The sequence below is a fragment of the Arthrobacter sp. 05N428_2 genome, assembly GCF_056397065.1.
This window is the reverse complement of sequence record NZ_JBFTMR010000008.1, coordinates 67,531-93,905: the sequence shown is the minus strand read 5'-3', so window position 1 is coordinate 93,905 and position 26,375 is coordinate 67,531. Positions and strand designations below refer to the sequence as shown.

Annotated in this window: 22 protein-coding genes; 18 read left to right on the top strand and 4 right to left on the bottom strand. The window is 67.7% G+C overall.

Annotated features, from left to right (window positions below; translation table 11 throughout):
- Nucleotides 1-2 precede the first annotated feature (2 nt).
- Entirely contained in the window at nt 3-2,549 is a 2,547-nt protein-coding gene (locus AC1DGI_RS10985; protein WP_476898817.1) for a DEAD/DEAH box helicase, read from the bottom strand.
- A 194-nt stretch (nt 2,550-2,743) separates the two neighbouring features.
- Between AC1DGI_RS10985 and AC1DGI_RS10980 the strand changes: the two genes are divergently transcribed.
- The 18 genes from AC1DGI_RS10980 to AC1DGI_RS10895 all read left to right on the top strand — a co-directional run bounded on the left by AC1DGI_RS10980 (nt 2,744) and on the right by AC1DGI_RS10895 (nt 23,106).
- Nucleotides 2,744-3,385: an NADPH-dependent F420 reductase gene (locus AC1DGI_RS10980; protein ID WP_476898816.1), complete on the top strand. Its 642-nt coding sequence runs from the start codon at nt 2,744-2,746 to the stop codon at nt 3,383-3,385.
- Nucleotides 3,386-4,063: an alpha/beta hydrolase gene (locus AC1DGI_RS10975; RefSeq protein WP_476898815.1), complete on the top strand. Its 678-nt coding sequence runs from the start codon at nt 3,386-3,388 to the stop codon at nt 4,061-4,063.
- A 118-nt stretch (nt 4,064-4,181) separates the two neighbouring features.
- Nucleotides 4,182-4,961: a trans-aconitate 2-methyltransferase gene (locus tag AC1DGI_RS10970; RefSeq protein WP_476898814.1), complete on the top strand. Its 780-nt coding sequence runs from the start codon at nt 4,182-4,184 to the stop codon at nt 4,959-4,961.
- Nucleotides 4,962-5,104: 143 nt separating this feature from the next.
- Entirely contained in the window at nt 5,105-6,844 is a 1,740-nt protein-coding gene (locus AC1DGI_RS10965; RefSeq protein WP_476898908.1) for an ABC transporter ATP-binding protein, read from the top strand.
- Entirely contained in the window at nt 6,841-8,664 is a 1,824-nt protein-coding gene (locus tag AC1DGI_RS10960; RefSeq protein ID WP_476898813.1) for an ABC transporter ATP-binding protein, read from the top strand. Before AC1DGI_RS10965 ends, AC1DGI_RS10960 begins: the two co-directional genes overlap by 4 nt.
- On the top strand, nt 8,661-9,053 hold the full coding sequence (locus AC1DGI_RS10955) for a GntR family transcriptional regulator (protein WP_476898812.1): 393 nt from the start codon (nt 8,661-8,663) through the stop codon (nt 9,051-9,053). Before AC1DGI_RS10960 ends, AC1DGI_RS10955 begins: the two co-directional genes overlap by 4 nt.
- 68 nt (nt 9,054-9,121) lie before the next feature.
- Nucleotides 9,122-12,094: an excinuclease ABC subunit UvrA gene (gene uvrA / locus AC1DGI_RS10950; RefSeq protein WP_476898811.1), complete on the top strand. Its 2,973-nt coding sequence runs from the start codon at nt 9,122-9,124 to the stop codon at nt 12,092-12,094.
- Between the two features lie 231 nt (nt 12,095-12,325).
- Nucleotides 12,326-12,994 carry a lysophospholipid acyltransferase family protein gene (locus tag AC1DGI_RS10945; protein WP_476898810.1) on the top strand — a complete coding sequence of 223 codons (669 nt, stop codon included), beginning with the start codon at nt 12,326-12,328 and terminating at the stop codon, nt 12,992-12,994.
- Nucleotides 12,995-13,033: 39 nt separating this feature from the next.
- Nucleotides 13,034-15,028 carry an excinuclease ABC subunit UvrC gene (gene uvrC, locus AC1DGI_RS10940; protein WP_476898809.1) on the top strand — a complete coding sequence of 665 codons (1,995 nt, stop codon included), beginning with the start codon at nt 13,034-13,036 and terminating at the stop codon, nt 15,026-15,028.
- Nucleotides 15,029-15,144: 116 nt separating this feature from the next.
- Nucleotides 15,145-16,068 carry an RNase adapter RapZ gene (rapZ, locus tag AC1DGI_RS10935; protein WP_441402566.1) on the top strand — a complete coding sequence of 308 codons (924 nt, stop codon included), beginning with the start codon at nt 15,145-15,147 and terminating at the stop codon, nt 16,066-16,068.
- Nucleotides 16,068-17,087 carry a gluconeogenesis factor YvcK family protein gene (locus AC1DGI_RS10930; RefSeq protein ID WP_441402567.1) on the top strand — a complete coding sequence of 340 codons (1,020 nt, stop codon included), beginning with the start codon at nt 16,068-16,070 and terminating at the stop codon, nt 17,085-17,087. Before rapZ ends, AC1DGI_RS10930 begins: the two co-directional genes overlap by 1 nt.
- Nucleotides 17,088-17,097: 10 nt before the next feature.
- Complete coding sequence (gene whiA, locus AC1DGI_RS10925) at nt 17,098-18,078, top strand: DNA-binding protein WhiA (protein ID WP_476898808.1); 981 nt, start codon at nt 17,098-17,100, stop codon at nt 18,076-18,078.
- 174 nt (nt 18,079-18,252) lie between these two features.
- On the top strand, nt 18,253-18,876 hold the full coding sequence (locus AC1DGI_RS10920; protein WP_310056637.1) for a superoxide dismutase: 624 nt from the start codon (nt 18,253-18,255) through the stop codon (nt 18,874-18,876).
- Nucleotides 18,877-19,143: 267 nt separating this feature from the next.
- Nucleotides 19,144-20,154 carry a type I glyceraldehyde-3-phosphate dehydrogenase gene (gene gap, locus AC1DGI_RS10915; RefSeq protein WP_441403142.1) on the top strand — a complete coding sequence of 337 codons (1,011 nt, stop codon included), beginning with the start codon at nt 19,144-19,146 and terminating at the stop codon, nt 20,152-20,154.
- Between the two features lie 10 nt (nt 20,155-20,164).
- Nucleotides 20,165-21,391: a phosphoglycerate kinase gene (locus AC1DGI_RS10910; protein WP_476898807.1), complete on the top strand. Its 1,227-nt coding sequence runs from the start codon at nt 20,165-20,167 to the stop codon at nt 21,389-21,391.
- Between the two features lie 80 nt (nt 21,392-21,471).
- Nucleotides 21,472-22,287, top strand: a complete 816-nt coding sequence (tpiA, locus tag AC1DGI_RS10905) for a triose-phosphate isomerase (RefSeq protein WP_476898806.1) — start codon at nt 21,472-21,474, stop codon at nt 22,285-22,287.
- 48 nt (nt 22,288-22,335) lie between these two features.
- Complete coding sequence (secG, locus tag AC1DGI_RS10900) at nt 22,336-22,593, top strand: preprotein translocase subunit SecG (RefSeq protein WP_476898805.1); 258 nt, start codon at nt 22,336-22,338, stop codon at nt 22,591-22,593.
- A 117-nt stretch (nt 22,594-22,710) separates the two neighbouring features.
- On the top strand, nt 22,711-23,106 hold the full coding sequence (locus tag AC1DGI_RS10895; RefSeq protein ID WP_441402901.1) for an RNA polymerase-binding protein RbpA: 396 nt from the start codon (nt 22,711-22,713) through the stop codon (nt 23,104-23,106).
- Here the strand turns inward: AC1DGI_RS10895 and pgl are convergent.
- Genes pgl through zwf form a run of 3 tightly spaced genes read right to left on the bottom strand, consistent with a single transcriptional unit; the run spans nt 23,059 to nt 26,367 of the window.
- On the bottom strand, nt 23,059-23,877 hold the full coding sequence (gene pgl / locus AC1DGI_RS10890) for a 6-phosphogluconolactonase (protein WP_476898804.1): 819 nt from the start codon (nt 23,875-23,877) through the stop codon (nt 23,059-23,061). The two genes, AC1DGI_RS10895 and pgl, sit on opposite strands and share 48 nt — an antisense overlap.
- Nucleotides 23,867-24,808 carry a glucose-6-phosphate dehydrogenase assembly protein OpcA gene (locus AC1DGI_RS10885; protein WP_441402899.1) on the bottom strand — a complete coding sequence of 314 codons (942 nt, stop codon included), beginning with the start codon at nt 24,806-24,808 and terminating at the stop codon, nt 23,867-23,869. The genes pgl and AC1DGI_RS10885 overlap by 11 nt, the downstream gene beginning before the upstream one ends.
- A complete protein-coding gene (gene zwf / locus AC1DGI_RS10880) occupies nt 24,805-26,367 on the bottom strand; it encodes a glucose-6-phosphate dehydrogenase (protein ID WP_476898803.1) in 1,563 nt (520 codons plus the stop codon). The genes AC1DGI_RS10885 and zwf overlap by 4 nt, the downstream gene beginning before the upstream one ends.
- Nucleotides 26,368-26,375 lie beyond the last annotated feature (8 nt).

Sequence of the window (26,375 nt, the reverse complement as noted above, 5' to 3'; positions counted from 1 at the left end):
GGCTACAGCCGGTTCACGTCGGTCACGCGCACGACGGCGGTACCTGTTTCGTCCGAGCCGGCCAGGTCCACCTCGGCGGAGATGCCCCAGTCGTGGTGGCCTGCAGGGTCGTCGAAAATCTGCCGGACCTTCCAGAGCCCGGGCTCCTCGGTGATGATCAGCAGCCCCGGCCCGCGGGCGTCCGGACCGGTGCCGATGTCTTCGTACTCCTCGAAGTAGTCATCCAGGACGTCCTCCCAGCGTTCCGCGTCCCAGCCGGAGCCGGCGTCGAGCTCACCCAGTGCGGCGGCGTCCTCATCCGCGAAGAGCTCCACCCGCCGGAACATCTCGTTGCGCACCATCACCCGGAACGCCCGGATGTTGGAGGTCAGCGACGGCGGCGGGGGAGGCGGGGCATCGTGCGGGGTCGGGGCCGCGCCGGAGGTGAGCTCCTCCCATTCGTCGAGGAGGCTGGAGTCCACCTGCCGGACCAGTTCGCCGAGCCAGGCGATGAGGTCCTCCAGGTCCTCGCGCAGGGCGTCCTGCGGCACGGTTTGGCGGAGCGCCTTGAAGCCATCGGCGAGGTAGCGCAGCACGATGCCCTCAGACCGTGCCAGGCCGTAGAACTGGACGAATTCGCCGAAGTTCGTGGCCCGCTCATACATGTCCCGGATCACGGACTTGGGCGCCAGTTCGAAGTCGCCGATCCACGGCGCAGCCTTGCGGTACACGTCGAACGCCTGGCCGAGGATCTCCGCGAGCGGCTGCGGATAGCTGACCTCGTCCAGCAGGGCCATCCGCTGGTCGTACTCGATGCCGTCGGCCTTCATCGCGGCGACCGCCTCGCCGCGGGCCTTCTTCAGCTGCGCCGACAGGATCTGCCGGGGCTTCTCCAGCGTCGACTCGATCACCGACACGACGTCCAGGGCGTACGACGGCGACTCCGGATCGAGCAGCTCCAGCGCGGCCAGGGCGAAGGGGGACAGCGGCTGGTTCAGCGCGAAGTTCGCCTGCAGGTGGACGGTGAGCCGGACGGTGCGTCCGTCCGGGCCCTGTTCCGCCGGCGGGATCCGTTCGACGACGCCGGCCGCCAGCAGTTCGCTGTAGATGCCGAGGGCCCTTTTCATCAGCCGCAGCTGCGCGGCGCGCGGTTCGTGGTTTTCGGTCAGCAGGCGTCGCGCGGCCTTGAACGGGTCGCCCGGGCGTTCCATCAGGTTCATCAACATGGCGTGGGTGACGGTGAAGCTGGAGCCCAGCGGGTCCGGTACAGATTCCACCAGACGCTTGTAGGTGGGCTCGCCCCAGGAGACGAAGCCCTCCGGCGGCTTCTTCTTGACCACCTGGCGCAGCTTCTTCTGGTCGTCGCCGAACTTGGCCGTGGCCTTGGCCATCGCCTTGACGTTTTCGATCACGTGCTCGGGTGCCTGGACCACCACGGTCCCGGCAGTGTCGTAGCCGGCCCGGCCGGCCCGGCCGGCGATCTGGTGGAATTCGCGGGAGTTCAGCAGCCGGGTGCGGACGCCGTCGTACTTGCTGAGTGCGGTCAGCAGCACGGTGCGGATAGGGACGTTGATGCCCACGCCGAGGGTGTCGGTACCGCAGATGACCTTTAGCAGGCCGGCCTGGGCCAATTGCTCGACCAGCCGGCGGTACTTGGGCAGCATCCCGGCGTGGTGCACACCGATGCCGTGCCGGACCAGCCGGTTCAGGGTCTTGCCGAAGCCGGCCGCGAAGCGGAAGCCCGCGATCAGCTCGGCGATCTTGTCCTTTTCCTCACGGGTGCAGACGTTGATGCTCATCAGGTTCTGGGCACGGTCGATTGCCTCAAGCTGGCTGAAGTGGACCACGTAGACCGGCACCTGTTTGGTGGACAGCAGTTCCTCGAGCGTTTCGTGCACCGGGGTCTGCTGGTAATAGAAGTGCAGCGGAATGGGCCGTTCGGCGGAACTGACGGTCGTCGTCGGGCGTCCGGTCAGTTCGGTGAGGCCCCCCTCGAAGCGGCTCACGTCGCCCAGCGTTGCGGACATCAGCAGGAACTGGGCCTGCGGGAGTTCCAGCAGCGGCACCTGCCAGGCCCAGCCGCGTTGCGGGTCGGAGTAGAAATGGAACTCGTCCATGACGACCGCACCGAGCTCCGCGGCGGCGCCCTCACGCAGGGCAATGTTCGCCAGGATCTCCGCGGTGCAGCAGATGATGGGCGCGTCCTGGTTGACGCCGGAATCCCCGGTGATCATGCCGACGTTCTCCGCCCCGAAGATCTCGCACAAGGCAAAGAACTTTTCCGAGACCAGGGCCTTGATCGGGGCGGTGTAATAGCTCCGCTGGCCGCGGGTCATCGCCTGGAAGTGCGCGGCGATGGCCACCAGGGACTTTCCCGAGCCGGTGGGGGTCGCCAGGATCACGTTGGCGCCCGCCGCGAGTTCCATGACGGCCTCGTCCTGGGCGGCATAGAGGGCCAGGCCGCGGCTCTCCGTCCATTCGACGAACCGGGTGTAAAGCTCATCCGGATCGAGGCCGGTCCTGCCGGGGACTCGGGCGGCCGGGGCAGGAAGCTGGTCAACAAGTTTCATTGACTCCCAGCTTAGTGGGCCACGGTGCGGGACGCCGGTGCCGGTGGCCGGCTACCCGGCGCTTGATACGACGCTTGTTGACGCTTCAACTATTTAGGAGTACGTTGGTTGTAGTTTCAAGTAATGAACACAGTCCAGCAGAACAGAATCAGATGAAAAACTTCCTGGCCCGCATCTTTGGAAAGAAGACACCCATGACGAACATCACCATCATCGGCAACGGCAACATGGCCCGCGGCATCGCGACCCGTGCACTGGCCGCCGGCCGGACCGTAGAGATCCTCGGCCAGGACGCCGCCAAGGCGAAGGCCCTGGCCGGCGAGCTCGGCACCGGCGTCGCCTCCGGCACCACCGCCGCCGCCCCGCAGGGCGACATCGTGGTCCTCGCCGTCCCGTTCGAGGCCGCCAAGTCCGTGGTCAGCGGCTACGGCGACGCCCTCGCCGGCAAGACCCTCGTGGACATCACGAACCCGGTCAACTTCGAGACCTTCGACTCCCTGGTGGTCGGCCCGGGCACCTCCGCCGCCGAGGAAATCGCGCGGCTTGCCCCTGCCGGCGCCAACGTGGTCAAGGCCTTCAATACGACGTTCGCCGGGACCCTGGTGGCCGGCCAGTCCGCCGGCCAGCCGCTGGACGTCTTCATCGCAGGTGACGACGCGGCCGCCAACTCTGCCGTCAGCAGCTTTGTCAGTGCCGCGGGCCTGCGCCCCCTGGTCGTGGGACCGCTCAAGCGCGCCCGGGAGCTCGAGGGCTTCCAGTTCGTCCTGATGACACTCCAGGCAAACCCCGAGTTCGCCGACTTCAACTGGGACACCGGACTGAAGGTCACCAACTAAATGCCAGCCTTCCAGAGTGCGCCGGTGGTGGCCACCGCCGGCTCAGCCGACCCGGCAGCACCCCTGGTGGTGCTGCTGCACGGCCGCGGCTCCAACGAAAGCGGCATCATCGGCCTGGCCGAGCAACTGCCTGCCGGTCCCAGGTATGCCGCCGTTCGCGCCCCGATCGCGGAGGGCAACGGCTACGCCTGGTTCGCTAACCGCGGAATCGGCCGCCCCATTGCGGAGTCGCTGAGCGACACCATGGCGTGGTTCCGGGCCTGGCTTGACGCAGCGGCCCCAGCGGGCCGCCCTGTCCTGCTGGTGGGGTTCAGCGGCGGCGCTGCGTTTGCCGGCGGCCTGTTGCTGGCGGACCCGGAACGCTTCGCCGGCGCGGCGATTCTTTATGGCACGCTGCCGTTCGACGCCGGCGTGCCCGTCACGCCCGGCCGCCTGGCCGGCATTCCGGTCTTCGTAGCCCACGGCGAGCAGGATCGGGTGATCCCGGCGGAACTGCTGCAGCGCACCTGGCAGTATCTGCACACCGACTCCGGCGCGGCCGCGTTCGGCCGCCGTGACCCCGGCGGCCACGGCATCACCGGCCAGACCCTCGCGGAGCTCGGCGGCTGGATCCAGGACCGGCTCACGGTTCCCGGTCGTCCCGGTTCGGAAGTGCCCGAGGACAGCCACGACCGCTGAGCAGGGCTGCCGGACCGGCACCCGCCGCTGACAGCGTACTTGAAAGCCTGACCCCGCCGGCCACCAGCCGCGGGGTTAGGCTTTCGCTGTCAGTGCGGGCGGTGAGCGGAGGAACGGCGTGAAGTGGGATCCAGCCAAATACGGACAGTTCGGGGACTACCGCGACCGGCCCTTCTTTGACCTGACCGCCCGCGTCCACGCGGATGCCCCGCGGCACGTCGTCGACCTCGGCTGCGGCCCGGGGAACCTGACCGCCACGCTTGCGTCCCGCTGGCCGGGGGCCGCGGTAGAGGGCCTGGACTCCTCCGCCGAAATGCTCGCGCAGTCCGGCGCCTTCGCCACGGCGGCCGCAAACCTCACCTTTACCCTGGCGGACATCGCCGCGTGGACGCCGACACCGGATACCGACGTGGTGGTCACGAACGCCGCCTTGCAATGGGTCCCCGGGCACCTGCAGCTGCTGGCCCGCTGGCTGGAGGCACTGCGCCCGGGTGCGTGGTTCGCCCTGCAGGTGCCCGGCAACTTTAATGCGCCCTCGCACGCGCTGATGCGCGCCCTGGCCGACTCGGACGCATGGTCCGGCTCCCTGGCCGGGGTGCTGCGCCACGACGACGCAGTGGCCGAACCCGCAGACTACCTGGAGTTGATGCTCGACGCCGGCTGCGACGCCGATGCCTGGGAGACCACCTACCTCCAGGTCCTGCCGGGAGCCGACCCGGTCCTTGAGTGGGTCCGCGGCACCGGCCTGCGTCCGGTCCTGGCCGCGCTCCCAGCCGACGAGGCACGCCGCTTCCAGGCGGACTATGCGCGGCTGCTGAATCAGGCCTACCCGCCGGGCAGCCACGGGACAGTCTTCCCGTTCCGGCGGATCTTTGCGGTGGCACGCAAGCGCGGCTGACACCTTTGACGAATGTGACACGCCGTGTGACAGCGCACGCCGTGTGATCGGGCTTACACTGACAACGCGGTCTGGGGGCGGCCGCCGGCTGGTAAGGATCCGAGCCCTGTCCTAGTCATGGAGGTTCGGTGCTCATTAGCCTGATGCGGCGGCTGCTTGCGGCGCACTGGATGTCCGTCCTGGCCATCGTCTGCCTGCAGCTCGTGCAGACCACGGCGAACCTGCTGCTCCCTACCCTGAACGCCGCCATCATCGACGACGGCATCGTCGCCGGGAACACGCCCCTGATCCAGCAGTTGGGCGGCTGGATGGCGGGGGTCGCAGCTCTCCAGGCCGGCACCGCCATTTCGGCCGGCTACCTCGGCGCGGTCGTAGCCATGCGTGCGGGGCGGGAACTGCGGGAGGAGCTTTTCGCCAAGGTCCAGACGTTCTCCTCGCAGGACATCGGTGTTTTCGGGGCACCCAGCCTCGTCACCCGGGCCACCAACGACGTCACCCAGATCCAGAGCCTTACCGTCCTGGTCTTCACCATGCTCATCGCGGCGCCCGCCAGCTTCATCGGCGGCATCACCTTGGCGCTGCACCAGGACGTGGCGCTGTCCGGGATTGTCGCGGCGGTCATCCCCCTCCTCGCCGGCGTCATGGTGCTGATCGTGCGCCGGCTGATTCCGCTGTACCGCCAGGGCCAGGCACTGATCGACCGGATCAGCCGGGTGCTCCGGGAGCAGATCATCGGCGCCAACGTCATCCGCGGCTTCGTCCGTCAGGACCACGAGATCCGCCGCTTCGACGCGGCCAACAAGGACCTCACGAAGAACAACCTGGACTCAGCGCTCCTGGTGGCCGGCATGAACCCGATGATCATGGTGGTCGTGAACCTTGCCTCCGTGGCAGTGGTCTGGTTCGGCGGCCACCGGATCCAGGCCGGACAGATGCGACTCGGCGCCCTCACGGCGTTCATTGCCTACATCCTCCAAATCCTGATCGCCATCATGATGGCCATGTACGTCTTCACTACGGCCCCGCGCGCGGCTGCCTGCGCCGAACGGATCCAGGCTGTCCTCGACACCGAGCCTTCCGCCGGGTGTCCTCCGCCCGCCCCGCCCGCCCCGGCCCGGCGGGCGGGGGATACGCCGCCGGCAGGCACGGTGGAATTCCGTGACGTGGCCTTTGCATACCCCGGTGCCGAGGCACCGGTGCTGGCCGGGATCACGTTCACCGCCGTCCCCGGGACCACGACGGCGATCATCGGCGCGACGGGGAGCGGCAAGTCCACCCTGCTGAACCTGCTGCCGCGCTTCCTCGAACCGACCGCGGGCAGCATCAGCATCGGCGGCCGCGACATCCGGTCCCTCCCGCTCGCGTCGCTCCGCGAACTGCTGGCCCTGGTGCCGCAGCAGTCCTACCTCTTTTCCGGGACCGTGGCGGAGAACCTGCGGGTGGGTGGGCCGGCCGCGGACGAGGCGGAGCTCTGGCGGGCCCTGGAGTCCGCACAGGCGGACGACTTTGTCCGGAGCCTTCCGGGCGGGCTCGACTCCCCGGTCAGCCAGGGCGGCACCAACTTTTCCGGCGGCCAGCGCCAGCGCCTGTGTATCGCCCGGGCGCTGCTGCGGCCGGCACCCGTTTGCGTCTTTGACGACAGTTTCTCCGCCTTGGACTACGGCACAGACCACCGCCTGCGGGCTGCCTTGGAGCCGCTGCTCCGGGCTGCCACCGTGCTGGTCGTGGCCGAACGGGTGTCCACGATCGTGGACGCGGCCCAGATCCTCGTGCTCGAGGACGGACGCCTGGCGGCGCGCGGCACCCACCAGGAGCTGATGTCCTCGTCGCGGACCTACCGGGAGATCGCCGCCTCACAGTTCGTCCTGGCGGACACCCTTTGAGCGCCGCGTTCCCGGCGCGTCGCGGCGCGACGTCCCGATGGCAAGCAGCCGCGAGGCTGCTGGGACTCCTGCGGCCGGTGCGCCTCCGGATGATCGGCGTCGTTGCCGCGACCTGCGGTTTCGCCGCCCTGAACGTGGCAGCACCCAAATATCTCGGGGACGCCACCGACGTCGTGGTGCACAGCGTGGTTGGCGGCGACTTCGACGAACAGAGGCTCGGCCGGCTCCTGCTGGCGGTGACGCTGATGTACCTGGGCGCCTCGCTCTTCAGCTGGATCCAGGGTGCCCTGACCGCGACGGCGGTGCAGCGGCTGAGTTACGGCCTCCGTGCCGCCGTGGAAAGGAAACTGCACCGGCTGCCCTCGAGCCATTTCGATGACCAGCACCGAGGCGACGTGCTCAGCCGCGCCACAAACGACGTCGACAACGTCTCGCAGGCCCTCAATCAGCTGCTGAACCAGCTGATCATGTCGGTGCTGATGCTCTCCGGTGCCCTGGCCATGATGGTCTGGCTGTCGCCGCTGCTCGCGATAATCGCCTTGGTCTCGGTTCCGGTCTCCACCGTGGTCACCGTACTGGTGGCGCGGAGGTCGCAGGCACACTTTACCGAGCAGTGGCGCAGCACCGGGGAGCTGCATGCGCACCTGGAGGAATTCTTCACCGGCCACGAGGTCATCAAGGCGTTCGGACGCCAGCAGGCGGCCGGCGTCACCTTCGGCGAGAGCAACAGCCGGCTCTTCCGCGCGGCAGCCCGGGCGCAGTACGTCTCCGGCGTCGTGCAGCCCCTGATGATCTTTGTCTCGAATCTCAACTACATCGCGGTCGCCGTGATCGGGGCGCTGCAGGTGGCCGCCGGCACCATGACGATCGGCGGCATCCAGGCCTTCATCCAGTTCAGCCGGCTCTTCAGCCAGCCCATGGGCCAGATCGGCGGCATGCTGACCCTGATGCAGTCGTGCCTGGCGTCCGCCGAACGGGTCTTCGCGCTCCTGGACGCACCCGAAATCCCCGCGGCAGCACCGGCCGGACCGGGAATCCGGTTGGCCCGGACCCCCGCGGGCCGCGTCAGGTTCGAAGGCGCCACCTTCGGCTACGGGCCCGACACCCCCGCGGTGCAGGATCTTTCCTTCTCGGTGGAGCCCGGCCAGACCGTGGCAATCGTGGGTCACACCGGCGCCGGCAAGACCACCGTGGTGAACCTCCTGATGCGCTTCTACGAACTGGACGCCGGACGGATCACCGTGGACGGCGTGGACATCGCCGAACTCCATCCCGACGAGCTGCGCGGGGTCTTCGGCACGGTGCTGCAGGACGCCTGGCTGTTCACCGGCAGCATCCGGGACAACATCGAATACGGCCTGCCGGGCGCCAGCGACGCGGAGATCGTCGCCGCGGCGCAGGCAAGCCACGTGGACCACTTCGTCCGCGCCCTCCCGGCCGGCTACGCCACCATGCTCGGCAACGACGGCGACTCGCTCAGCCGCGGCCAGCGCCAGCTCATCTCGATCGCCCGGGCACAACTGGCCGGCCGCAGCATCCTGATCCTCGACGAAGCCACCAGCTCGGTGGACAGCCGCACGGAGATACAGATCCGGCAGGCCATGGCGAGGCTGCGGCAGGGCAGGACCAGCCTGGTGATTGCCCACCGCTTGTCCACCGTGCGCGACGCTGATCTAATTCTGGTCATGGACCACGGACGGATTGTTGAACAAGGCAAGCACCAGGAACTCATGGCGGAGGATGGCACGTACACCCGGCTCTACCGGACCCAGTTCGCCGGGCGCGAACAGCTTGAGGCCGCCCTGGAGCCGGAACTGTGAGCCCGACCGAGGCCGGTGCTGCCACTTTTCCCGGCACCTGGAAGCCCAATACCGGCAGTTCGGTTCCCCTGTTCGAACAGCTCCGGCTGAACATTATCGAGCGGGCCGACGCCGGAACCCTCGCGGCCGGGACCCGGCTCCCCGCCGTCCGCAGCCTGGCGGCCGAGCTGGGCGTGGCGCCGCACACCGTGGCGCGAGCCTACAAGGAACTCGAGGCCGCCGGCGTCGTCGCGACCCGGGGCAGGAACGGCACCGTCGTCTGCGCCCGGGACGACGCGTGGGGCTCACTGACCGCGTCCGCCGCGGAGTTCGCGGCGGCGGCCAAAGCCCGCGGGGCGAGCTTCGCCGAGGCTGTCCAGCTGCTGGCCGCGGCATACGACCGCCATTAGGCCGAGAGCCATAGCACAAGCGTAGCCGGAATAGATATTCGAAGAAGTTTTCGATTAGCATTGGAGGCGTGCCTAAAGCCGTAGCTGAAGAACCCGCCGTCGCTGTCCAACCCACTACCGTTCCGGTGAAGTCCGGAAAGGCGGCCAACCCCACGCCCTCCGGCGGGGTGCTGTCCGGGGCGGAACTGGTCCGTTCCGACCTGTCCCGCCTGGTCGTAAAGGGCGCACGCGAACACAATCTGCGCAACGTGGACCTCGACCTGCCCCGCGACGCGATGATCGTCTTCACCGGCCTCTCCGGCTCGGGCAAGTCATCGCTCGCCTTTGACACGATCTTCGCCGAAGGCCAACGCCGGTACGTGGAGTCGCTCTCCGCCTACGCCCGCCAGTTCCTGGGCCAGGTGGACAAGCCCGACGTCGACTTCATCGAGGGGCTCTCGCCCGCCGTCTCGATCGACCAGAAATCGACCAGCAAGAACCCCCGCTCCACCGTGGGCACCATCACCGAGATCTACGACTACATGCGCCTGCTCTGGGCCCGGGTGGGGCGCCCGCACTGCCCGATCTGCGGCGAGCCGGTCACCAAGCAGACACCCCAGCAAATCGTCGACCAACTGCTCGAACTGCCTGAGGGAACCCGCTTCCAGGTGCTGGCACCGGTGGTCCGCGGCCGCAAGGGCGAGTTTGTCGAACTCTTCAAAGAGCTCACCGCCAAGGGCTACTCTCGGGCCCGGGTGGACGACAAACTGATCCAACTCAGCGATCCCCCCAAGCTTGGCAAACAGTTCAAGCACACCATCGAAGTGGTAGTGGACCGGCTGGTCGCGAAGGACGGCATCAGCCAGCGTCTGACCGACTCGGTGGAAACCGCGCTCGGCCTGGCCGAGGGACGGGTCCTGGCCGAATTCGTCGATCTCGAGGCAGACGATCCGGAACGGATCCGGGCCTTCTCCGAACACCTCGCCTGCCCCAACGAGCACCCCCTCGCCATCGACGAGATCGAGCCGCGCTCATTCTCCTTCAACAACCCGTTCGGCGCCTGCTCCGCCTGCAGCGGCATCGGGACCCGGCTCGAGGTTGACGAGGAACTCCTGATCCCCAACCCGGACCTCTCCCTCTCCGACGGCGCCATCGCGCCCTGGTCACTCGGTACCGCCACCACCGAATACTGGAACCGGCTCCTCGCCGGCCTGGCCAAAGAGCTCGAGTTCTCGATGACCACGCCGTGGAAGAAGCTGTCCGCCGAGGCGCGGCAGACCGTGCTGCACGGCAAGGACCACAAGGTGGTGGTGCAGTACCGGAACCGCTTCGGCCGGGAACGCAAGTACAGCACCGGCTTCGAAGGCGTGGTCCAGTACGTGCACCGCAAGCACACCGAAACGGAATCCGATTCGGCCCGGGACCGCTACGAGGAGTACATGCGGCAGGTTCCGTGCCCGGCCTGCAACGGCGCCCGCCTGAACCCGGCGTCGCTGTCCGTCCTGATCAACGGAAAGTCCATCGCCGAGGTGGCCGCGCTGCCGATGCGCGAATGCGCGAACTTCCTGGACACCCTGGTGCTGACCGGCCGCGAGGCGCAGATCGCCCACCAGGTCCTGATTGAAATCCAGGCCCGGCTGAAATTCCTCCTCGACGTCGGCCTCGAGTACCTGAACTTGGAACGGCCTTCGGGCACGCTCTCCGGCGGCGAGGCACAGCGCATCCGCCTGGCCACCCAGATCGGTTCCGGCCTCGTCGGCGTCCTGTACGTCCTCGACGAGCCGTCTATCGGACTGCACCAGCGCGACAACCGGCGCTTGATCGAAACCCTCACCCGGCTCAGGGACCTCGGTAACACCCTGATCGTGGTTGAGCACGACGAGGACACCATCCAGGAAGCCGACTGGGTGGTGGACATCGGACCGGGCGCCGGCGAGCACGGCGGCACCGTGGTGCACTCCGGGTCCTACCAGGACCTGCTGGAGAACACCGAGTCCCTGACCGGCGACTACCTCTCCGGGCGGAAATTCATCGAGGTGCCGAACAAGCGCCGCAAGTACGACAAGAAGCGCGAACTGAAGGTTGTCGGCGCCAAGGAAAACAACCTGGTCAATGTCGACGCCGCCTTCCCGCTGGGATTGTTTACCGCGGTCACCGGCGTCAGTGGCTCGGGCAAGTCCACCCTGGTCAACGAAATCCTGTACAAGGTGCTCGCCAACAAACTCAACGGCGCCAAGCAGGTCGCCGGGCGGCACAAGTCCGTCCAGGGCCTCGAGCACCTGGACAAGGTGGTGCACGTCGACCAGAGCCCGATCGGCCGCACCCCGCGCTCCAACCCGGCCACCTACACCGGTGTGTTCGACCACATCCGGAAGCTCTTCGCCGAGACCACCGAGGCCAAGGTCCGCGGCTACCAGCCCGGCCGGTTCTCCTTCAACGTCAAGGGCGGCCGCTGCGAGGCCTGCTCGGGCGACGGCACGTTGAAGATCGAAATGAACTTCCTGCCGGACGTTTACGTGCCGTGCGAGGTCTGCCAGGGCGCGCGCTACAACCGCGAAACCCTTGAGGTGCACTACAAGGGCAAGACCATCGCGGACGTCCTGAACATGCCGATCGAGGAGGGCGCGGACTTCTTCGCCGCGTTCTCGCCGATCGCCCGGCACCTGCGGACCCTCGTGGACGTCGGCCTCGGCTACGTCCGGCTCGGCCAGCCCGCCACGACGCTCTCGGGCGGCGAGGCGCAGCGCGTGAAACTCGCAGCTGAGCTGCAGAAACGCTCCAACGGCCGCAACGTCTACGTGCTCGACGAGCCCACCACCGGGCTGCACTTCGAGGACATCCGCAAGCTGCTGCTGGTCCTGCAGGGCCTGGTCGAAAAGGGCAACACCGTGATCACCATCGAACACAACCTGGACGTGATCAAGAGCGCGGACTGGATCGTGGACCTGGGCCCCGACGGCGGCTCCGGCGGCGGCCGGATTGTCGCCTCCGGTACCCCGGAGCAGGTGGCCAAGTCCAAGGAGAGCCACACCGCGACGTTCCTCGCCGAGATTCTGGGCTGACCGGCGCCTCCGGCCGACCCGGGGAGGCCGGACATATTCCCCCGAGGGAATGAGATTGTCCGGCTTCCCCGCGGTCGTGAGAAACTACTCCGGTGACCCATACGCCCGGATGTTGCAGGAGCCGCTGCCAAGCAGGCGCCTGCCGATCGCCACGAAACTATTGTCAAGGTGGATCCGTGCGGTCCCGCACCCTGACCACCGTCGCCCCGCAGCTGAATGAGGTGCCCGCCCTTGGCAATGTTTGACGTAATCCGCTGGACAACCCGCGGGCTCATCTCCTCGACCTGCCGTCCCACCGTTATCGGCCTGGAGAACGTGCCAGCCGAAGGCCCCTTCATCGTGGCGCCCAACCACCTCTCCTTCCTGGACAGCGTGATCGTCCAGGCGCTCATGCCGAGGCCGGTCGCTTTTTTCGCCAAGGCCGAATACTTCACCACCGGCGGTGCCAAGGGCCGGGTAATGAAGTCGTTCTTCGAGGCCGTCGGCTCCATCCCGGTCGAGCGCGGCGAGCAGGCCGCCAGCGTGCAGGCGCTCAAGACGTTGCTGGACATCCTCGATGCCGGCAAGGGCGTCGGGATCTACCCGGAAGGCACCCGCTCCCGCGACGGAATCCTCTACCGYGGCCGCACCGGCGTCGGCTGGCTGGCCCTCACGACGGGAGCCCCGGTGGTCCCGGTGGGCCTGATCGGCACCGAAAACCTGCAGCCCGCGGACAGCAACAAGGTCAAACCCCAGCACTTCATCATGAAGGTCGGCGAGCCGCTCTACTTCGACAAGACCGGGCCGGACCATTCCCTGCCGGCGCGGCGCCAGGTCACGGACCGCATCATGGACGCCATCGCGGAGCTGAGCGGGCAGCAGCGGGCCACCACCTACAACCAGAGCAAGAGTGTCGACTAGCGCGTCGGGACTGCGCCGCCGGCTCAGTAGAATGGACTAGTGGCAAATCCAGCTAGTTACCGGCCCCGGACGGGGGAGATCCCGACCAACCCAGGCGTGTACCGGTTCCGCGACCCGCACGGCCGGGTCATTTACGTCGGCAAGGCCAAAAACCTCCGCTCCCGGCTGAATTCCTACTTTGCCAACCCCGCCGGCCTGATGCCGAAGACCTACGCGATGGTCCACACGGCCAGCAGCGTGGAATGGACGGTCGTCGGCAGTGAACTGGAATCGTTGCAGCTCGAGTACACCTGGATCAAAGAATTCAAGCCGCGGTTCAACGTCATGTTCCGCGACGACAAGAGTTACCCGTACCTGGCCGTCACGATGGCGGAGAAGTACCCCCGGGTACAGGTCCTGCGCGGCGAACGGCGCAAAGGCACCCGGTACTTCGGCCCCTACACGGCGGGCGCCATCCGCGACACCATGGACACCCTGTTGCGGGTCTTCCCGGTCCGCAGCTGCAGCGCCGGGGTCCTGAAGCGTGCGGAAGCCAGCGGCCGGCCCTGCCTGCTCGGTTACATTGACAAGTGCGCGGCCCCCTGCGTCGGCCGCATCTCGGCCGAAGACCACCGTGCCCTGGCCGAGGACTTTTGCTCGTTCATGGGCGGTGAGGCCAAGCCCTTCGTCTTCCGGCTGGAGAAGGACATGGCAGCGGCCGTGGCCGAGCTCGACTACGAACGCGCCGCCCGGGTGCGCGATGACATCGTCGCGCTCAAGAAGGTTTTTGAACGCAACGCCGTGGTCCTGGCCGAGGACACCGACGCCGATGTCTTCGCCCTGCACGAGGACGAACTGGAGGCCGCGGTCCAGGTCTTCCACGTCCGCGGCGGTCGGATCCGCGGCCAGCGCGGCTGGGTGGTGGAAAAGGTGGAGGATTCCAGCACCCCGGACCTCGTCGAGCATTTGCTCCAGCAGGTCTACGGCGAAGAACGCGAACTCCAGGGCCGGATGCCGCGGGAAGTCCTGGTCCCGGCCGAGCCCAGCAACGCCGCCGAGCTTGGCCAGTGGCTCAGCGGGCTGCGGGGAGCCCGGGTCGATATCCGGGTCCCGCAGCGCGGCGACAAGGCCGCCCTGCTGACCACCGTCCGGGACAACGCCGAACACGCGCTCCAGCTGCACAAGTCCAGGCGCGCCGGGGACCTGACCCTGCGCTCCCAGGCGCTCCAGGAACTGCAGGAGGCCCTGGACCTGCCCGTCGCGCTGCTGCGGATCGAGTGCTTCGACATCTCGCACGTGCAGGGCACCAATGTGGTCGGTTCGATGGTGGTGGTGGAAGACGGCCTGCCGAAGAAATCCGACTACCGGAAATTCTCGGTCACGGGCGCCGCGGCCAGCGACGACACCGCAGCCATGCATGACGTACTCACCCGCCGCTTCCGGAACTACCTTCAAGAACAGGCTGAAAAAGCAACCGACCCGGGCGATCCGAGCGCAGCCGCGGCCGGCGGCCCGGTGGCGGACACCACGACGCCGGCGCCCCGGGCGAAGTTTGCCTACCCGCCGAACCTCGTCGTCGTCGACGGCGGCAAGCCGCAGGTCAGTGCGGCGGCGAGGGCCCTCGCCGAACTCGGCATCGAAGACGTCTACGTCGTCGGCCTCGCCAAACGGCTCGAGGAGGTCTGGCTGCCGGACAGCGACTTCCCGGTGATCCTGCCGCGCGCCTCGGCCGGGCTGTACCTGCTGCAGCGGATCCGCGACGAAGCCCACCGCTTCGCCATCAGCTTCCACCGGCAAAAGCGCGGCAAGGCCATGACCGTGTCGGCGCTCGACGGCGTCCCCGGCCTCGGCGACTCCAAGCGCAAGGCACTGCTGAACCAGTTCGGCTCGGTGAAAAGCATCAAGGCCGCGAGCATGGAGGAGCTCACGGCCGCGAAGGGGATTGGGCCGGCCCTTGCCGGTGCGATCGTGCGGCATTTCAACGCCGACGACGGCGCGGACGGCCCCACGGTCCCTGCCATCAACATGACAACCGGCGAAATCCTTGAAACTTAGCTAGCGCCGGCAATCTTGGCTAGGGTTAGGTGCTGAGGCGCGGTGCGCGGCCGGAAGCGACTGCCCGGAGCCACGGCCCTCACGGCAGAGCAAACAGCAGAGATGGAGCACGATTGATGGCAGAGTCAACGGCGGGATCCGGCACGGCGGCGGACGGGTTGACCCCCGTCAAGCCGGTAGAGGCGGAGCTGCTCGTGGTCACCGGGATGTCAGGGGCGGGCCGCAGCACCGCCGCGGACGCCCTCGAGGACCATGGTTGGTATGTCGTGGAAAACCTCCCTCCGCAGATGCTGGGCACCCTCGCGGAGCTCGTCTCGCACGCGCCGGGATCCATCTCCAAACTCGCCGTCGTCATGGACGTCCGCAGCAAGGACCTCTTCGCCGATATCCGCACCGCGCTGCGCAACCTTGAAGCCAGCGGCGTCACCTTCCGCGTGCTGTTCCTCGATGCCAACGACGACGTCCTGGTGCGACGTTTCGAACAGGGGAGGCGCCCGCACCCGCTGCAGGGCGGCGGCCGGATCCTCGACGGCATCGCGGCGGAACGCGAACTGCTGCAAGAGCTCCGCGACTCATCAGACATCGTGCTGGACACGTCGCCGCTGAACGTGCACGGCCTGGCTACCGCCATCACCGAGCTGTTCAGCGAAACCGGACCGGTGGCGCTGCGCCTGAACGTCATGAGCTTTGGTTTCAAGTACGGCCTGCCGGTGGACGCCAACTTCGTCGCCGACGCGCGATTCATCCCCAACCCGCACTGGGTGCCGCAGCTGCGCCCGCACACCGGGCTGGACAAGGACGTCAGCGACTACGTGCTCGAGGCCGAGGGCGTCAGCGATTTCGTGGAACGCTACGTTTTGGCGCTCGAACCCGTGCTGGACGGCTACCGGCGCGAAAATAAGCACTACGCGACGATCGCCGTCGGCTGCACCGGCGGCAAGCACCGTTCCGTGGCCGTCGCCGTCGAACTGTCGCGGCGGCTGGCGCAGTACCCCCGGGTCACCGTCACCACCACCCACCGGGATCTGGGCCGCGAGTAATGGCGCTTCTGACCGGGCCCCTGCCCCTGGTGCCGGCCGCCAGCGCGGCCTTCGCCGGCCAGCAGGATAAGGGCCCCTCGGTGGTGGCCCTGGGCGGCGGCCACGGCCTGTCCGCCTCGCTTTCGGCGCTGCGCCTGCTCACCTCGGAGCTGACCGCCATCGTCACCGTCGCGGACGACGGCGGCTCCTCCGGCCGGCTGCGCGAGGAGTACGGCGTCCTGCCGCCGGGGGACCTGCGGATGGCGCTCTCCGCGTTGTGCGACGACACCGACTGGGGCCGGACCTGGCGCGACGTCATGCAGCACCGCTTCAAGCCCGCCAAGGGACGCGGCGGCTCCCTGGACGAACATGCGATGGGCAACCTGCTGATCGTGACGCTCTGGGAATTACTGGGCGACACCGTGGCCGGGCTGCAGTGGGCCGGTGCGCTGCTCGGGGCACGCGGCCAGGTCCTGCCGATGTCCACGACGCCGCTCACCATCGAGGGCAAAGCCCGGGTGACCGGCGCGGACGGCACCACGGTGCTGGAAACTGTGCGCGGACAAGCCAAATGCGCTGTTGCCGGTTCGCTCGAAGCGGTCCGGCTGCTGCCCGAAACCGCGTCGGCCTGCGTCGAGGCGCTGACCGCGATCGAACTGGCGGACTGGGTGGTCCTGGGGCCCGGCTCGTGGTTCACCTCGGTCCTGCCGCACCTGCTGCTGCCCGAGATGCGTGACGCGCTCTGCAACACCGAGGCGCGGCGTTGCCTCACCATGAACCTCGCCATGGACACCAAAGAGACGCTGGGAATGTCTGCCGCCGACCACCTCCGGGTGCTCAGGGAGTACGCGCCTGACTTCACCGTCGACGTCGTCCTCGCCGATCCCGCATCGGTGACGGACCTCGCGGAGTTCGAACGGGCGGCCGGGATGCTCGGCGCCGAGGTGGTCATGGGTAAAGTAGGGGCGTCGAGCCGCCGGCCGATCCACGACCCGCTGCGCCTGGCAACGGCGTACCACGACATTTTCGGGAACAGGTAGGAAAGGTGCCATGGCACTGACAGCATCGGTCAAGGAAGAACTTTCCCGGCTGGACATCAAGAAATCCTCGGTTCGCAAGGCCGAAGTCTCCACCATGCTCCGGTTTGCGGGAGGACTGCACATCATCTCCGGCCGGATCGTGATCGAGGCCGAGGTGGATCTCGCGTCGACCGCCCGCCGGCTGCGCGCCGCCGTCGCCGAGGTCTACGGGCACCAGAGTGAGATCATTGTCGTCTCCGGCGGCGGACTGCGCCGCGGCAGCCGCTACGTCGTGCGGGTGGTGCGCGACGGCGAAGCCCTCGCCCGCCAGACCGGCCTGCTGGACGCCCGCGGCCGGCCCGTCCGCGGCCTGCCGTCTGCAGTGGTGAACGGTTCCGCCGCCGACGCCGAGGCCGTCTGGCGCGGTGCCTTCCTGGCCCACGGCTCGCTGACCGAGCCCGGCCGGTCCTCCGCCATGGAGGTCACCTGCCCCGGGCCGGAATCCGCCCTCGCCCTGGTGGGCGCCGCGCGCCGACTCGGCATCCAGGCAAAGGCCCGCGAAGTCAGGGGAGTGGACCGCGTCGTGATCCGCGACGGCGACACCATCGCCGCGCTGCTGACCCGGATGGGGGCGCACGACGCGCTCATGGTCTGGGAGGAACGGCGGATGCGCAAGGAGGTCCGCGCCACGGCGAACCGGCTAGCCAACTTCGACGACGCGAACCTGCGCCGCTCGGCGCAGGCCGCCGTCGCCGCCGGCGCCCGCGTCGACCGGGCCCTGGAGATCCTCGGCGACGACGTTCCGGACCACCTCAAATACGCCGGCGAACTGCGGGTGGCGCACAAGCAGGCCAGCCTGGACGAGCTTGGCCGCCTGGCGGAACCGGTGATGACCAAGGACGCCATTGCCGGCCGGATCCGCAGGTTGCTGGCGATGGCGGACAAGCGCGCGGAGGACCTCGGGATCCCCGGCACCGAAGCCAATGTGACAGCGGAAATGCTGGACGAGTAGCCACTGCCGGGTTTCCGGGCCAGAATCGGATCCAGCGGCGGGGAATACCCCGCCGGTCCCGGAGGCTATGCCCACTGGATCCACATCCAAGAAACTTCCGGGTGTCCAACCATCCGGATGCACAATCCGAGAGTTAGCAAAACCGGACGAACGTCCACGACATTGGAGGATTTTGTGACCGAATACGTACTTCCCGAACTTGACTACGACTACGCAGCGCTGGAACCTCACATCTCCGCGAGGATCATGGAGCTCCACCACAGCAAGCACCACGCCACCTACGTGGCCGGCGCCAACAACGCTCTGGCCCAGCTGGCCGAGGCACGGGAGAAGGGCGACTTCGCCAACATCAACCGCCTCTCCAAGGACCTCGCGTTCCACACCGGCGGCCACATCAACCACTCGGTCTTCTGGAAGAACCTGTCCCCGGACGGCGGCGACAAGCCCGAGGGCGAGCTCGCAGCCGCCATCGACGACGCGTTCGGCTCCTTCGACGCGTTCCGCGCCCAGTTCACCGCCGCGGCCCTCGGCCTGCAGGGCTCCGGCTGGGGCTTCCTGGCCTACGAGCCGATCGGCGGCAACCTCGTCATCGAGCAGCTGTACGACCAGCAGGGCAACGTCGCGCTGGGCACCACGCCGCTGCTGATGCTGGACATGTGGGAGCACGCTTTCTACCTGGACTACGTCAACGTCAAGGCCGACTACGTCAAGGCCTTCTGGAACATCGTGAACTGGGCCGACGTCGCCAAGCGCTTCGATGCCGCCCGCAAGAACGCCACCGGCCTGATCACCCTCTAGGATCCGGCCACCGCCGAAACCCTGCTGTAACAAAGCTCACATTTCGGTCCCTAAGGACCGGATCGTGGTCAGCCCGCCCCCGCACTTGCGGGGGCGGGCCCAGTTAAACGTAAGATGGATCACGGAAGGCGGTTAGCCTTCAGCAACGTGGCTGCTCGTCCTCCGATCTGGTAATCATCTCTGCCCAATGGCGTGCGGGATCTGTTAGTTGGCTTGAACGCCTACTCAACTAGTCGTGCTTGAGAGAGCACCAAGGAGACTGAAAACGTGACGACACGTATTGGTATCAACGGCTTCGGCCGCATCGGCCGCAACTACTTCCGCGCCGCCCTCGCCCAGGGAGCAGACCTCGAGATCGTTGCAGTCAACGACCTCACCAGCCCGGAAGCCCTCGCGCACCTCTTCAAATACGACTCCGTCGGCGGCCGCCTGGCCGAATCCATCGAGGTCAAGGACGGCAACATCGTCGTCGACGGCAAGACCGTAAAGGTCCTCGCCGAGCGCGATCCGGCCAACCTGCCCTGGGGCGAGCTGGGCGTCGACATCGTGATCGAGTCCACCGGGTTCTTCACCAAGGCCGCCGACGCGCAGAAGCACATCGACGCCGGCGCCAAGAAGGTCCTGATCTCCGCGCCCGCCTCGGACGAGGACATCACGATCGTGATGGGCGTGAATGACGGTCTCTACGACAACGCCGCGCACCACATCATCTCCAACGCCTCCTGCACCACCAACTGCCTCGGCCCGCTGGCCAAGGTCGTCAACGACTCCTTCGGCATCGAGCGCGGGCTGATGACCACCATCCACGCTTACACCGCGGACCAAAACCTGCAGGACGGCCCGCACAAGGACCTCCGCCGCGCCCGCGCCGCCGCCATCAACATGGTCCCCACCTCCACGGGCGCCGCCAAGGCCATCGGCCTGGTCCTGCCCGAGCTCAAGGGCAAACTCGACGGCTACGCCATCCGCGTCCCGGTCCCCACCGGCTCCGCCACCGACCTCACCGTCACAGTCTCCCGTGAGACCACCGTGGAGGAGGTCAACGCCGCGCTCAAGGCCGCGTCCGAGTCCGAAGCACTCAAGGGCCTCCTGACCTACACCGACGAGCCGATCGTTTCCTCGGACATCGTCGGGGACCCGGCGTCGTCCATCTTCGACTCCGGCCTGACCAAGGTGATCGGCAACCAGGTCAAGGTCGTCTCCTGGTACGACAACGAGTGGGGCTACTCCAACCGACTCGTCGACCTTACGGAGCTCGTCGCATCGAAGCTGGGCTAGGGTAAGACACATGACATTCCACACCCTCGACGAACTGATCGCTGAAGGTGTCCGCGGGCGGTACGTGCTGGTCAGAAGTGACCTGAACGTGCCGCTCGACGGCTCTACAGTGACTGACGACGGCCGGATCAAGGCCTCCCTGCCGGTATTGGCAAAGCTCACGGATGCCGGTGCCCGTGTCCTCGTCACCGCGCACCTCGGCCGCCCCAAGGGCGCCCCGGAGGACAAGTACTCGCTTAAACCGGCAGTCGCGCGCCTGGCGGAGCTCGCTTCCTTCAAAGTGTCGCTGGCCGAAGACACCGTGGGCCGGTCCGCCAAGGCGGCCGCCGCGGCGTTGCAGGACGGCGAAGCCCTCGTGCTGGAGAACGTGCGCTTCGACCCGCGGGAGACCTCCAAGGACGACGCCGAACGGGGCGCCTTCGCGGACGAACTGGTCTCCCTGACCGGCGTCAACGGTGCGTTCGTGGACGACGCCTTCGGGGCTGTGCACCGCAAGCACGCCAGCGTGTACGACGTCGCCACCCGGCTGCCGTCCTACCAGGGCGACCTGGTCCGCACCGAGGTCGAGGTGCTGCGCAAGCTCACCACCGACACGCAGCGGCCTTACGTCGTGGTGCTAGGCGGCTCGAAGGTCTCGGACAAGCTCGCCGTGATCGCGAACCTGATCGGCAAGGCTGACACGATCCTGGTGGGCGGCGGCATGCTGTTCACCTTCCTCGCCGCGGCCGGCCACAAGGTCGGAGGCAGCCTGCTTGAGGAGGACCAGATCCGGACGGTCCAGGACTACCTCAAACGCGCTGCGGACGCCGGCACCGAATTCGTCGTTCCCACCGATGTGGTGGTGGCCGCCAAGTTCGCCGCGGACGCCGAGCACGAGACGGTCGCGGCCGACGCGATCGAGGCCAGCAGCTTCGGCGGCTCAGGCATCGGCCTGGACATCGGCCCCGAGTCCGCGGCCGCCTTCGCGGAACGGATCAAGAGCGCCAAGACGGTGTTCTGGAACGGACCCATGGGTGTCTTCGAATTCCCGGCCTTCGCGGCCGGCACCCGGGCGGTCGCCCAGGTGCTCACGGAAACGGACGCGTTCACCGTCGTAGGCGGCGGCGACTCCGCGGCGGCGGTCCGGACGCTCGGCTTCGCCGATGACCAGTTCGGGCACATTTCCACCGGCGGCGGTGCCAGCCTGGAATACCTTGAAGGCAAGGAACTCCCCGGCCTGAGCGTGCTCGACCGCTAGAGGCTCCCGCCGGCAGGGCGCCGTCCCGTCCGACGGCGCCCTGCCGGCCCTTTCACTGCTACGAATCTTTTGGAGATCACGTGACAACGTCAACGAACGGCAAGTTCGACCGCAAGCCTTTCATCGCGGGCAACTGGAAGATGAACATGGACCACGTCCAGGGCATCACCCTCCTGCAGAAGCTGGCCTGGACCCTGTCCGACGCCAAGCACGACTACAGCCGGGTGGAGGTGGCCGTCTTCCCGCCCTTCACCGATCTCCGCGGCGTCCAGACCCTGGTCCAGGGCGACGAGTTGGAGGTCGTCTACGGCGGCCAGGACCTGTCGCAGTTCGACTCCGGTGCCTACACCGGCGACATCTCCGGACACTTCCTCGCCCGGCTCGGCTGCCGCTACGTCCTGGTCGGCCATAGCGAACGGCGCACCATCCACCACGAGTCCGACGAGGTCCTCAACGCCAAGACCAAGGCGGCCTTCAGCCACGGCGTTACCCCTGTGCTGTGCGTCGGTGAAGGCCTCGAAGTCCGCCAGACCAGCACCCATGTGGAGCACACCCTCGCCCAGCTCCGGGCCGGCGTCGAAGGCCTCACCGCTGAACAGGCCGCCGAACTGGTGGTCGCCTACGAACCCGTCTGGGCCATCGGCACCGGCGAGGTCGCTGGACCGGAGGACGCCCAGGAAATGTGCGCCGCGATCCGCGCCGAGCTCGGCACGCTCTTCGACGCCTCGGTGGCCGGCCGCACGCGCCTGCTCTACGGCGGTTCCGTGAAAGCCAACAACGCCGCCTCGATCCTCAAGGAACGCGACGTGGACGGACTGCTGGTGGGCGGTGCCAGCCTGGACCCGGCCGAGTTTGCTAATATTGTCAGGTTCGAGAGTCACCTGCTGACGGAGTAGTCCGGACACAGCTTTGGCCCCCGCAATCCCATCTTCTGAAAGGCCGTCGTGGACGTTCTTCATGTCATCCTGCAGGTGCTGCTGGGCATCACCAGCCTCCTGCTGACCTTGCTCATCCTGCTTCATAAAGGTCGCGGTGGCGGCCTGTCCGACATGTTCGGCGGCGGCATGAGCTCCGGGCTCAGCTCCTCGGGCGTCGCGGAGCGCAACCTCAACCGCTTCACGATCACTCTCGGAGTCACCTGGGGCGTCGTGATCATCGCGCTTGGCCTGCTGATGCGGTTCAGCACCGGCGCTAACTCCTAATACGTCATTTTCTAGAACTTCATAAGGGGCCGTGCGGCCCTCCCGGCATCGGGAACTTCGGAACTACACTGTCGCTGGCAAGAAGAAATCCTCCAGCCGAGTAGCAAGGAGTTCCCGATGCTGCATTCAGCCTCCGGATTCAGGGGCATCCGGGTGGGTGCAGTCGCAGGAGCCCCTGCCCGCCACGAGCCTCTCGACGGCATCGGCGCCGGCCAGCCCCGGACCTGCGTCTCCTATTGGTGCGCGAAGGGCCACGAAACGGCCTTGGTGTTCGCCAAGTTGCCGGAAGAGCAGATTCCCGGCACCTGGGACTGCCGCCGCTGCGGCGGGACGGCCACCCGGGACGAGACCCGCTTCGCGCTGGAGGACGAACCTGCCGAGGGGTTTAAGAGCCACCTCGAATACGTTAAAGAACGGCGCTCCAGCCAGGACGCCGAAGACGTGCTGGCCGGAGCGCTCGAACGTTTACGCGCCCGACGGGCTCTTCCGGACCAGCTGCTCGGGGACGCGTGAGGCCGCTTCCTCATCGATCAGCCAGAGTGTCTGCAAACGCCCCCGCGGACCGGAAGCCGGGACCTGCACCGGGTTCGCTCCGGCGAGGGCCAGGCCAACGGCGCCGGCCTTGTCATCGCCGGCCACCACCATCCATACTTCGTTCGCCGTGTTGATCGTGGGCAGGGTGAGGGAAATCCGCTCCGGCGGCGGCTTGGGGGAATTACGGACCCCCACCACCGTCAGGGACTTCTCCCGGATGCCGGCCTGCTCCGGGAACAGCGAGGCCACGTGCGCATCCGGGCCGACGCCGAGCAGCACAATGTCCAGACGCGGCAGGTTCCCGGGCTCGTCCGGGCGGTCATCGGACATGTCGGCGGCGTGCTCGGCCGCGGCGGCCTCCGCGAGCCTCCGGGCATAGTCCGCGGCAGCCTCCTCGGCCGTTCCGAAATCGTCGGTCGAGCCGGGAACGTGGACGCGGGCCGGGTCCACGGCGATCTGGGAAAGCAACGCCTCCTGTGCCTGCCGGGCGTTGCGGTCGGCGTCGTTCCGGCCGACAAAGCGTTCGTCACCCCACCAGAAGTTCACCTTCGACCAGTCGACCGCCGGGGCAGCCGGAGACTCGGCGACGGCCTTTAACGAACCGATTCCCATCGTGCCGCCGGTGAGCACCACCGTCGCTTCGCCGTGCTTGTCCTGAAGATCCACAAGTTTGGTGATCAGGCGCGCCGCGATCGCGGCCATCAGCACGGCCGAGTCGGGATGGATGCTTACTCTGGGCTCAGCGCTCACTGGGACGGACACTCCTTGCATTGGTACGGGGCAGGCCAATCGTAATCACTTCGCCGAACACTTCGTCCGGGTCCAGGCGCCGGAGCTCCTCGGCCAGGCAGTCTTTGAGGCTGCGGCGCGGCAGCGAGATGTGCTGCACGGGCTGGCCCGGCTGCGTCAGTTCGGCCACCGTCAGTCCGGGACGGTACAGCTGCACGTCGCCGCCGGGACGGGTCAGGCGCACGCGCCGGATTCCTGTGCCGGCCGGGTCCTCGACGATGGTCACCGGGGCGTCCAGCGCCAGCGTAAGCCAGGCGGCGAGCAGCAGGGTGCTGGGGGAGTCCGAGGCGCCTTCGACCGCAACGGCGGTGACCGGCGAGGGATCCACCTGGTCCAGGACCGCCGCCAGCTGGATCCGCCAGTTTGTCAGCCGGGTCCAGGCCAGGTCGGTGTCGCCCGCCTTGTAGGTACTGCGGATGTTCTCCAGTGCCGCCCGTGGGTCCGGCTCGTTGGAGGAATCCGTGATCCGCCGGTGCGCGATCCGGCCGATCGACGTCTGGCAGGCGTTCTTCGGGGCTCCGTGCGGCCACCAGGCCACGATCGGGGCGTCCGGGAGGAGCAGGGCGGCCACGAGTGATTCGCTTTCCTCGGCGAGTTCGCCGTAGCCGCGGAGCAGGATGACCTCGGAGGCGCCGGCGTCGCCGCCTACCCGGATCTGCGCGTCCAGCCGGGTGGGCTCCGATGCGCCGGCGTCGGCGAGCACGATGATCCGGCAGGGGTGCTCCCGGCTGGCCTCGTTGGCGGCCTCGATGGCTTCCTCTTCGAGGCCGGACTTCGTCACCACCACCAGGGTCAGCACGCGGCCCAGGGCGATCACGCCGCCCTGCTCCCGCAGGGCCATGATCTTCTTGGAGACCTTGGACGTGGTGGTGTCGGGGAGGTTTACGATCATGGCCTTCTCCAGGTCCGTCCGTCGCGGGCGAGCAGTTCATCGGCGGAGGCCGGGCCCCAGCTGCCGGGGGCATACGGTTCGGGCTGTTCGTTCAGGCTGGCCCAGTAGTCCTCGAAGGGGTCCAGGATCTTCCAGGACAGCTCCACCTCCTGGTGCCGCGGGAACAGCGGTGGTTCGCCGAGCAGCACGTCCAGGATGAGCCGTTCGTACGCTTCGGGGCTCGACTCGGTGAAGGAGTGGCCGTAGCCGAAGTCCATGGTGACATCGCGGACCTCCATCTGCGTGCCGGGGACCTTGGAGCCGAAACGGATCGTGGCGCCCTCGTCCGGCTGGACCCGGATCACGACGGCGTTCTGGCCGAAATCGTCCTCGCCGTGGTCGCGGAAGAGCAGGTTGGGGGCGCGTTTGAAGACGACGGCGATTTCCGTGACCCGGCGGCCCAGCCGTTTGCCGGCACGCAGGTAGAACGGCGCGCCGGACCACCGCCGGGTATTGATGTCCACCCGGATCGCGGCGAACGTCTCGGTGGTCGAATCGGCCGGAATACCCTCTTCCTCCAGGTAGCCCAGCACCTCCTCGCCGCCCTGCCAGCCGCCGGCGAACTGGCCGCGCGCCGAATGCGTGGACAGGTCCTCCGGCAGCCGTACGGCCGCGAGGACCTTCTCCTTCTCGGCACGGAGATCGTCCGCGTTGAAGGAGATCGGCTCCTCCATGGCGGTCAGTGCGAGCAGCTGCAGCAGGTGGTTCTGGATGACGTCGCGGGCAGCACCCACGCCGTCGTAGTAACCGGCGCGGCCGCCCGTGCCGATGTCTTCGGCCATGGTGATCTGGACGTGGTCCACGTAGTTGGCGTTCCACAGGGGTTCAAAGAGCTGGTTGGCGAAACGCAGGGCCAGAATGTTCTGGACCGTTTCCTTGCCCAGGTAGTGGTCGATCCTGAACACGGCGTCTTGCGGGAAGACCGATTCGACGATGTCGTTGAGCTGCCGGGCGGACTCGAGGTCGTGGCCGAACGGCTTCTCAATCACCACGCGCCGCCACTTGTCGCCCTCGGCCTGCGCCAGCCCGTGCTTGGAGAGCTGCCGGCAGACCAGTTCGAAGGCCTTCGGCGGGATGGACAGGTAGAAGGCGTGGTTGCCGCGGGTGCCGCGCTGCTCGTCGAGTTCATCTATTGTCTCGCTGAGGCGCTCGAAGGCGTCGTCGTCGTCGAACTCGCCCTGCACGAAGCGGATGCCCTCGGACAGCTGCTTCCACACCGTCTCGTCGAACGGGGTCCGGGCGTAACTCATGACCGACTCCCGCACCTCGGCGGCGAAGTCCTCGTTTTCCCATTGCCGCCGGGCGAACCCGACGAGCGCGAAGCTCGGCGGCAGCAGCCCGCGGTTGGCCAGGTCGTAGACGGCGGGCATGAGCTTCTTGCGGGCGAGGTCGCCGGTGACGCCGAAGAGGACCAGCGAGGAGGGACCGGCGATCCGGTTCAGCCGCCGGTCCCGCGGGTCGCGGAGCGGATTGTGGCCCCGGCCCGCGGACTTGCGGCCGCCGTTTTGCGAGAGTGGCATGGTTGCTC

Coding starts and splice junctions, on each gene's coding strand:
- AC1DGI_RS10910 (WP_476898807.1), top strand. CDS start 20,165: ATGACATTCCACACCCTCGACGAACTGATCGCTGAAGGTGTCCGCGGG.
- AC1DGI_RS10980 (WP_476898816.1), top strand. CDS start 2,744: ATGACGAACATCACCATCATCGGCAACGGCAACATGGCCCGCGGCATC.
- AC1DGI_RS10985 (WP_476898817.1), bottom strand. CDS start 2,549: ATGAAACTTGTTGACCAGCTTCCTGCCCCGGCCGCCCGAGTCCCCGGC.
- AC1DGI_RS10975 (WP_476898815.1), top strand. CDS start 3,386: ATGCCAGCCTTCCAGAGTGCGCCGGTGGTGGCCACCGCCGGCTCAGCC.
- whiA (WP_476898808.1), top strand. CDS start 17,098: ATGGCACTGACAGCATCGGTCAAGGAAGAACTTTCCCGGCTGGACATC.
- AC1DGI_RS10895 (WP_441402901.1), top strand. CDS start 22,711: ATGCTGCATTCAGCCTCCGGATTCAGGGGCATCCGGGTGGGTGCAGTC.
- AC1DGI_RS10965 (WP_476898908.1), top strand. CDS start 5,105: ATGCGGCGGCTGCTTGCGGCGCACTGGATGTCCGTCCTGGCCATCGTC.
- zwf (WP_476898803.1), bottom strand. CDS start 26,367: ATGCCACTCTCGCAAAACGGCGGCCGCAAGTCCGCGGGCCGGGGCCAC.
- AC1DGI_RS10885 (WP_441402899.1), bottom strand. CDS start 24,808: ATGATCGTAAACCTCCCCGACACCACCACGTCCAAGGTCTCCAAGAAG.
- AC1DGI_RS10930 (WP_441402567.1), top strand. CDS start 16,068: ATGGCGCTTCTGACCGGGCCCCTGCCCCTGGTGCCGGCCGCCAGCGCG.
- rapZ (WP_441402566.1), top strand. CDS start 15,145: ATGGCAGAGTCAACGGCGGGATCCGGCACGGCGGCGGACGGGTTGACC.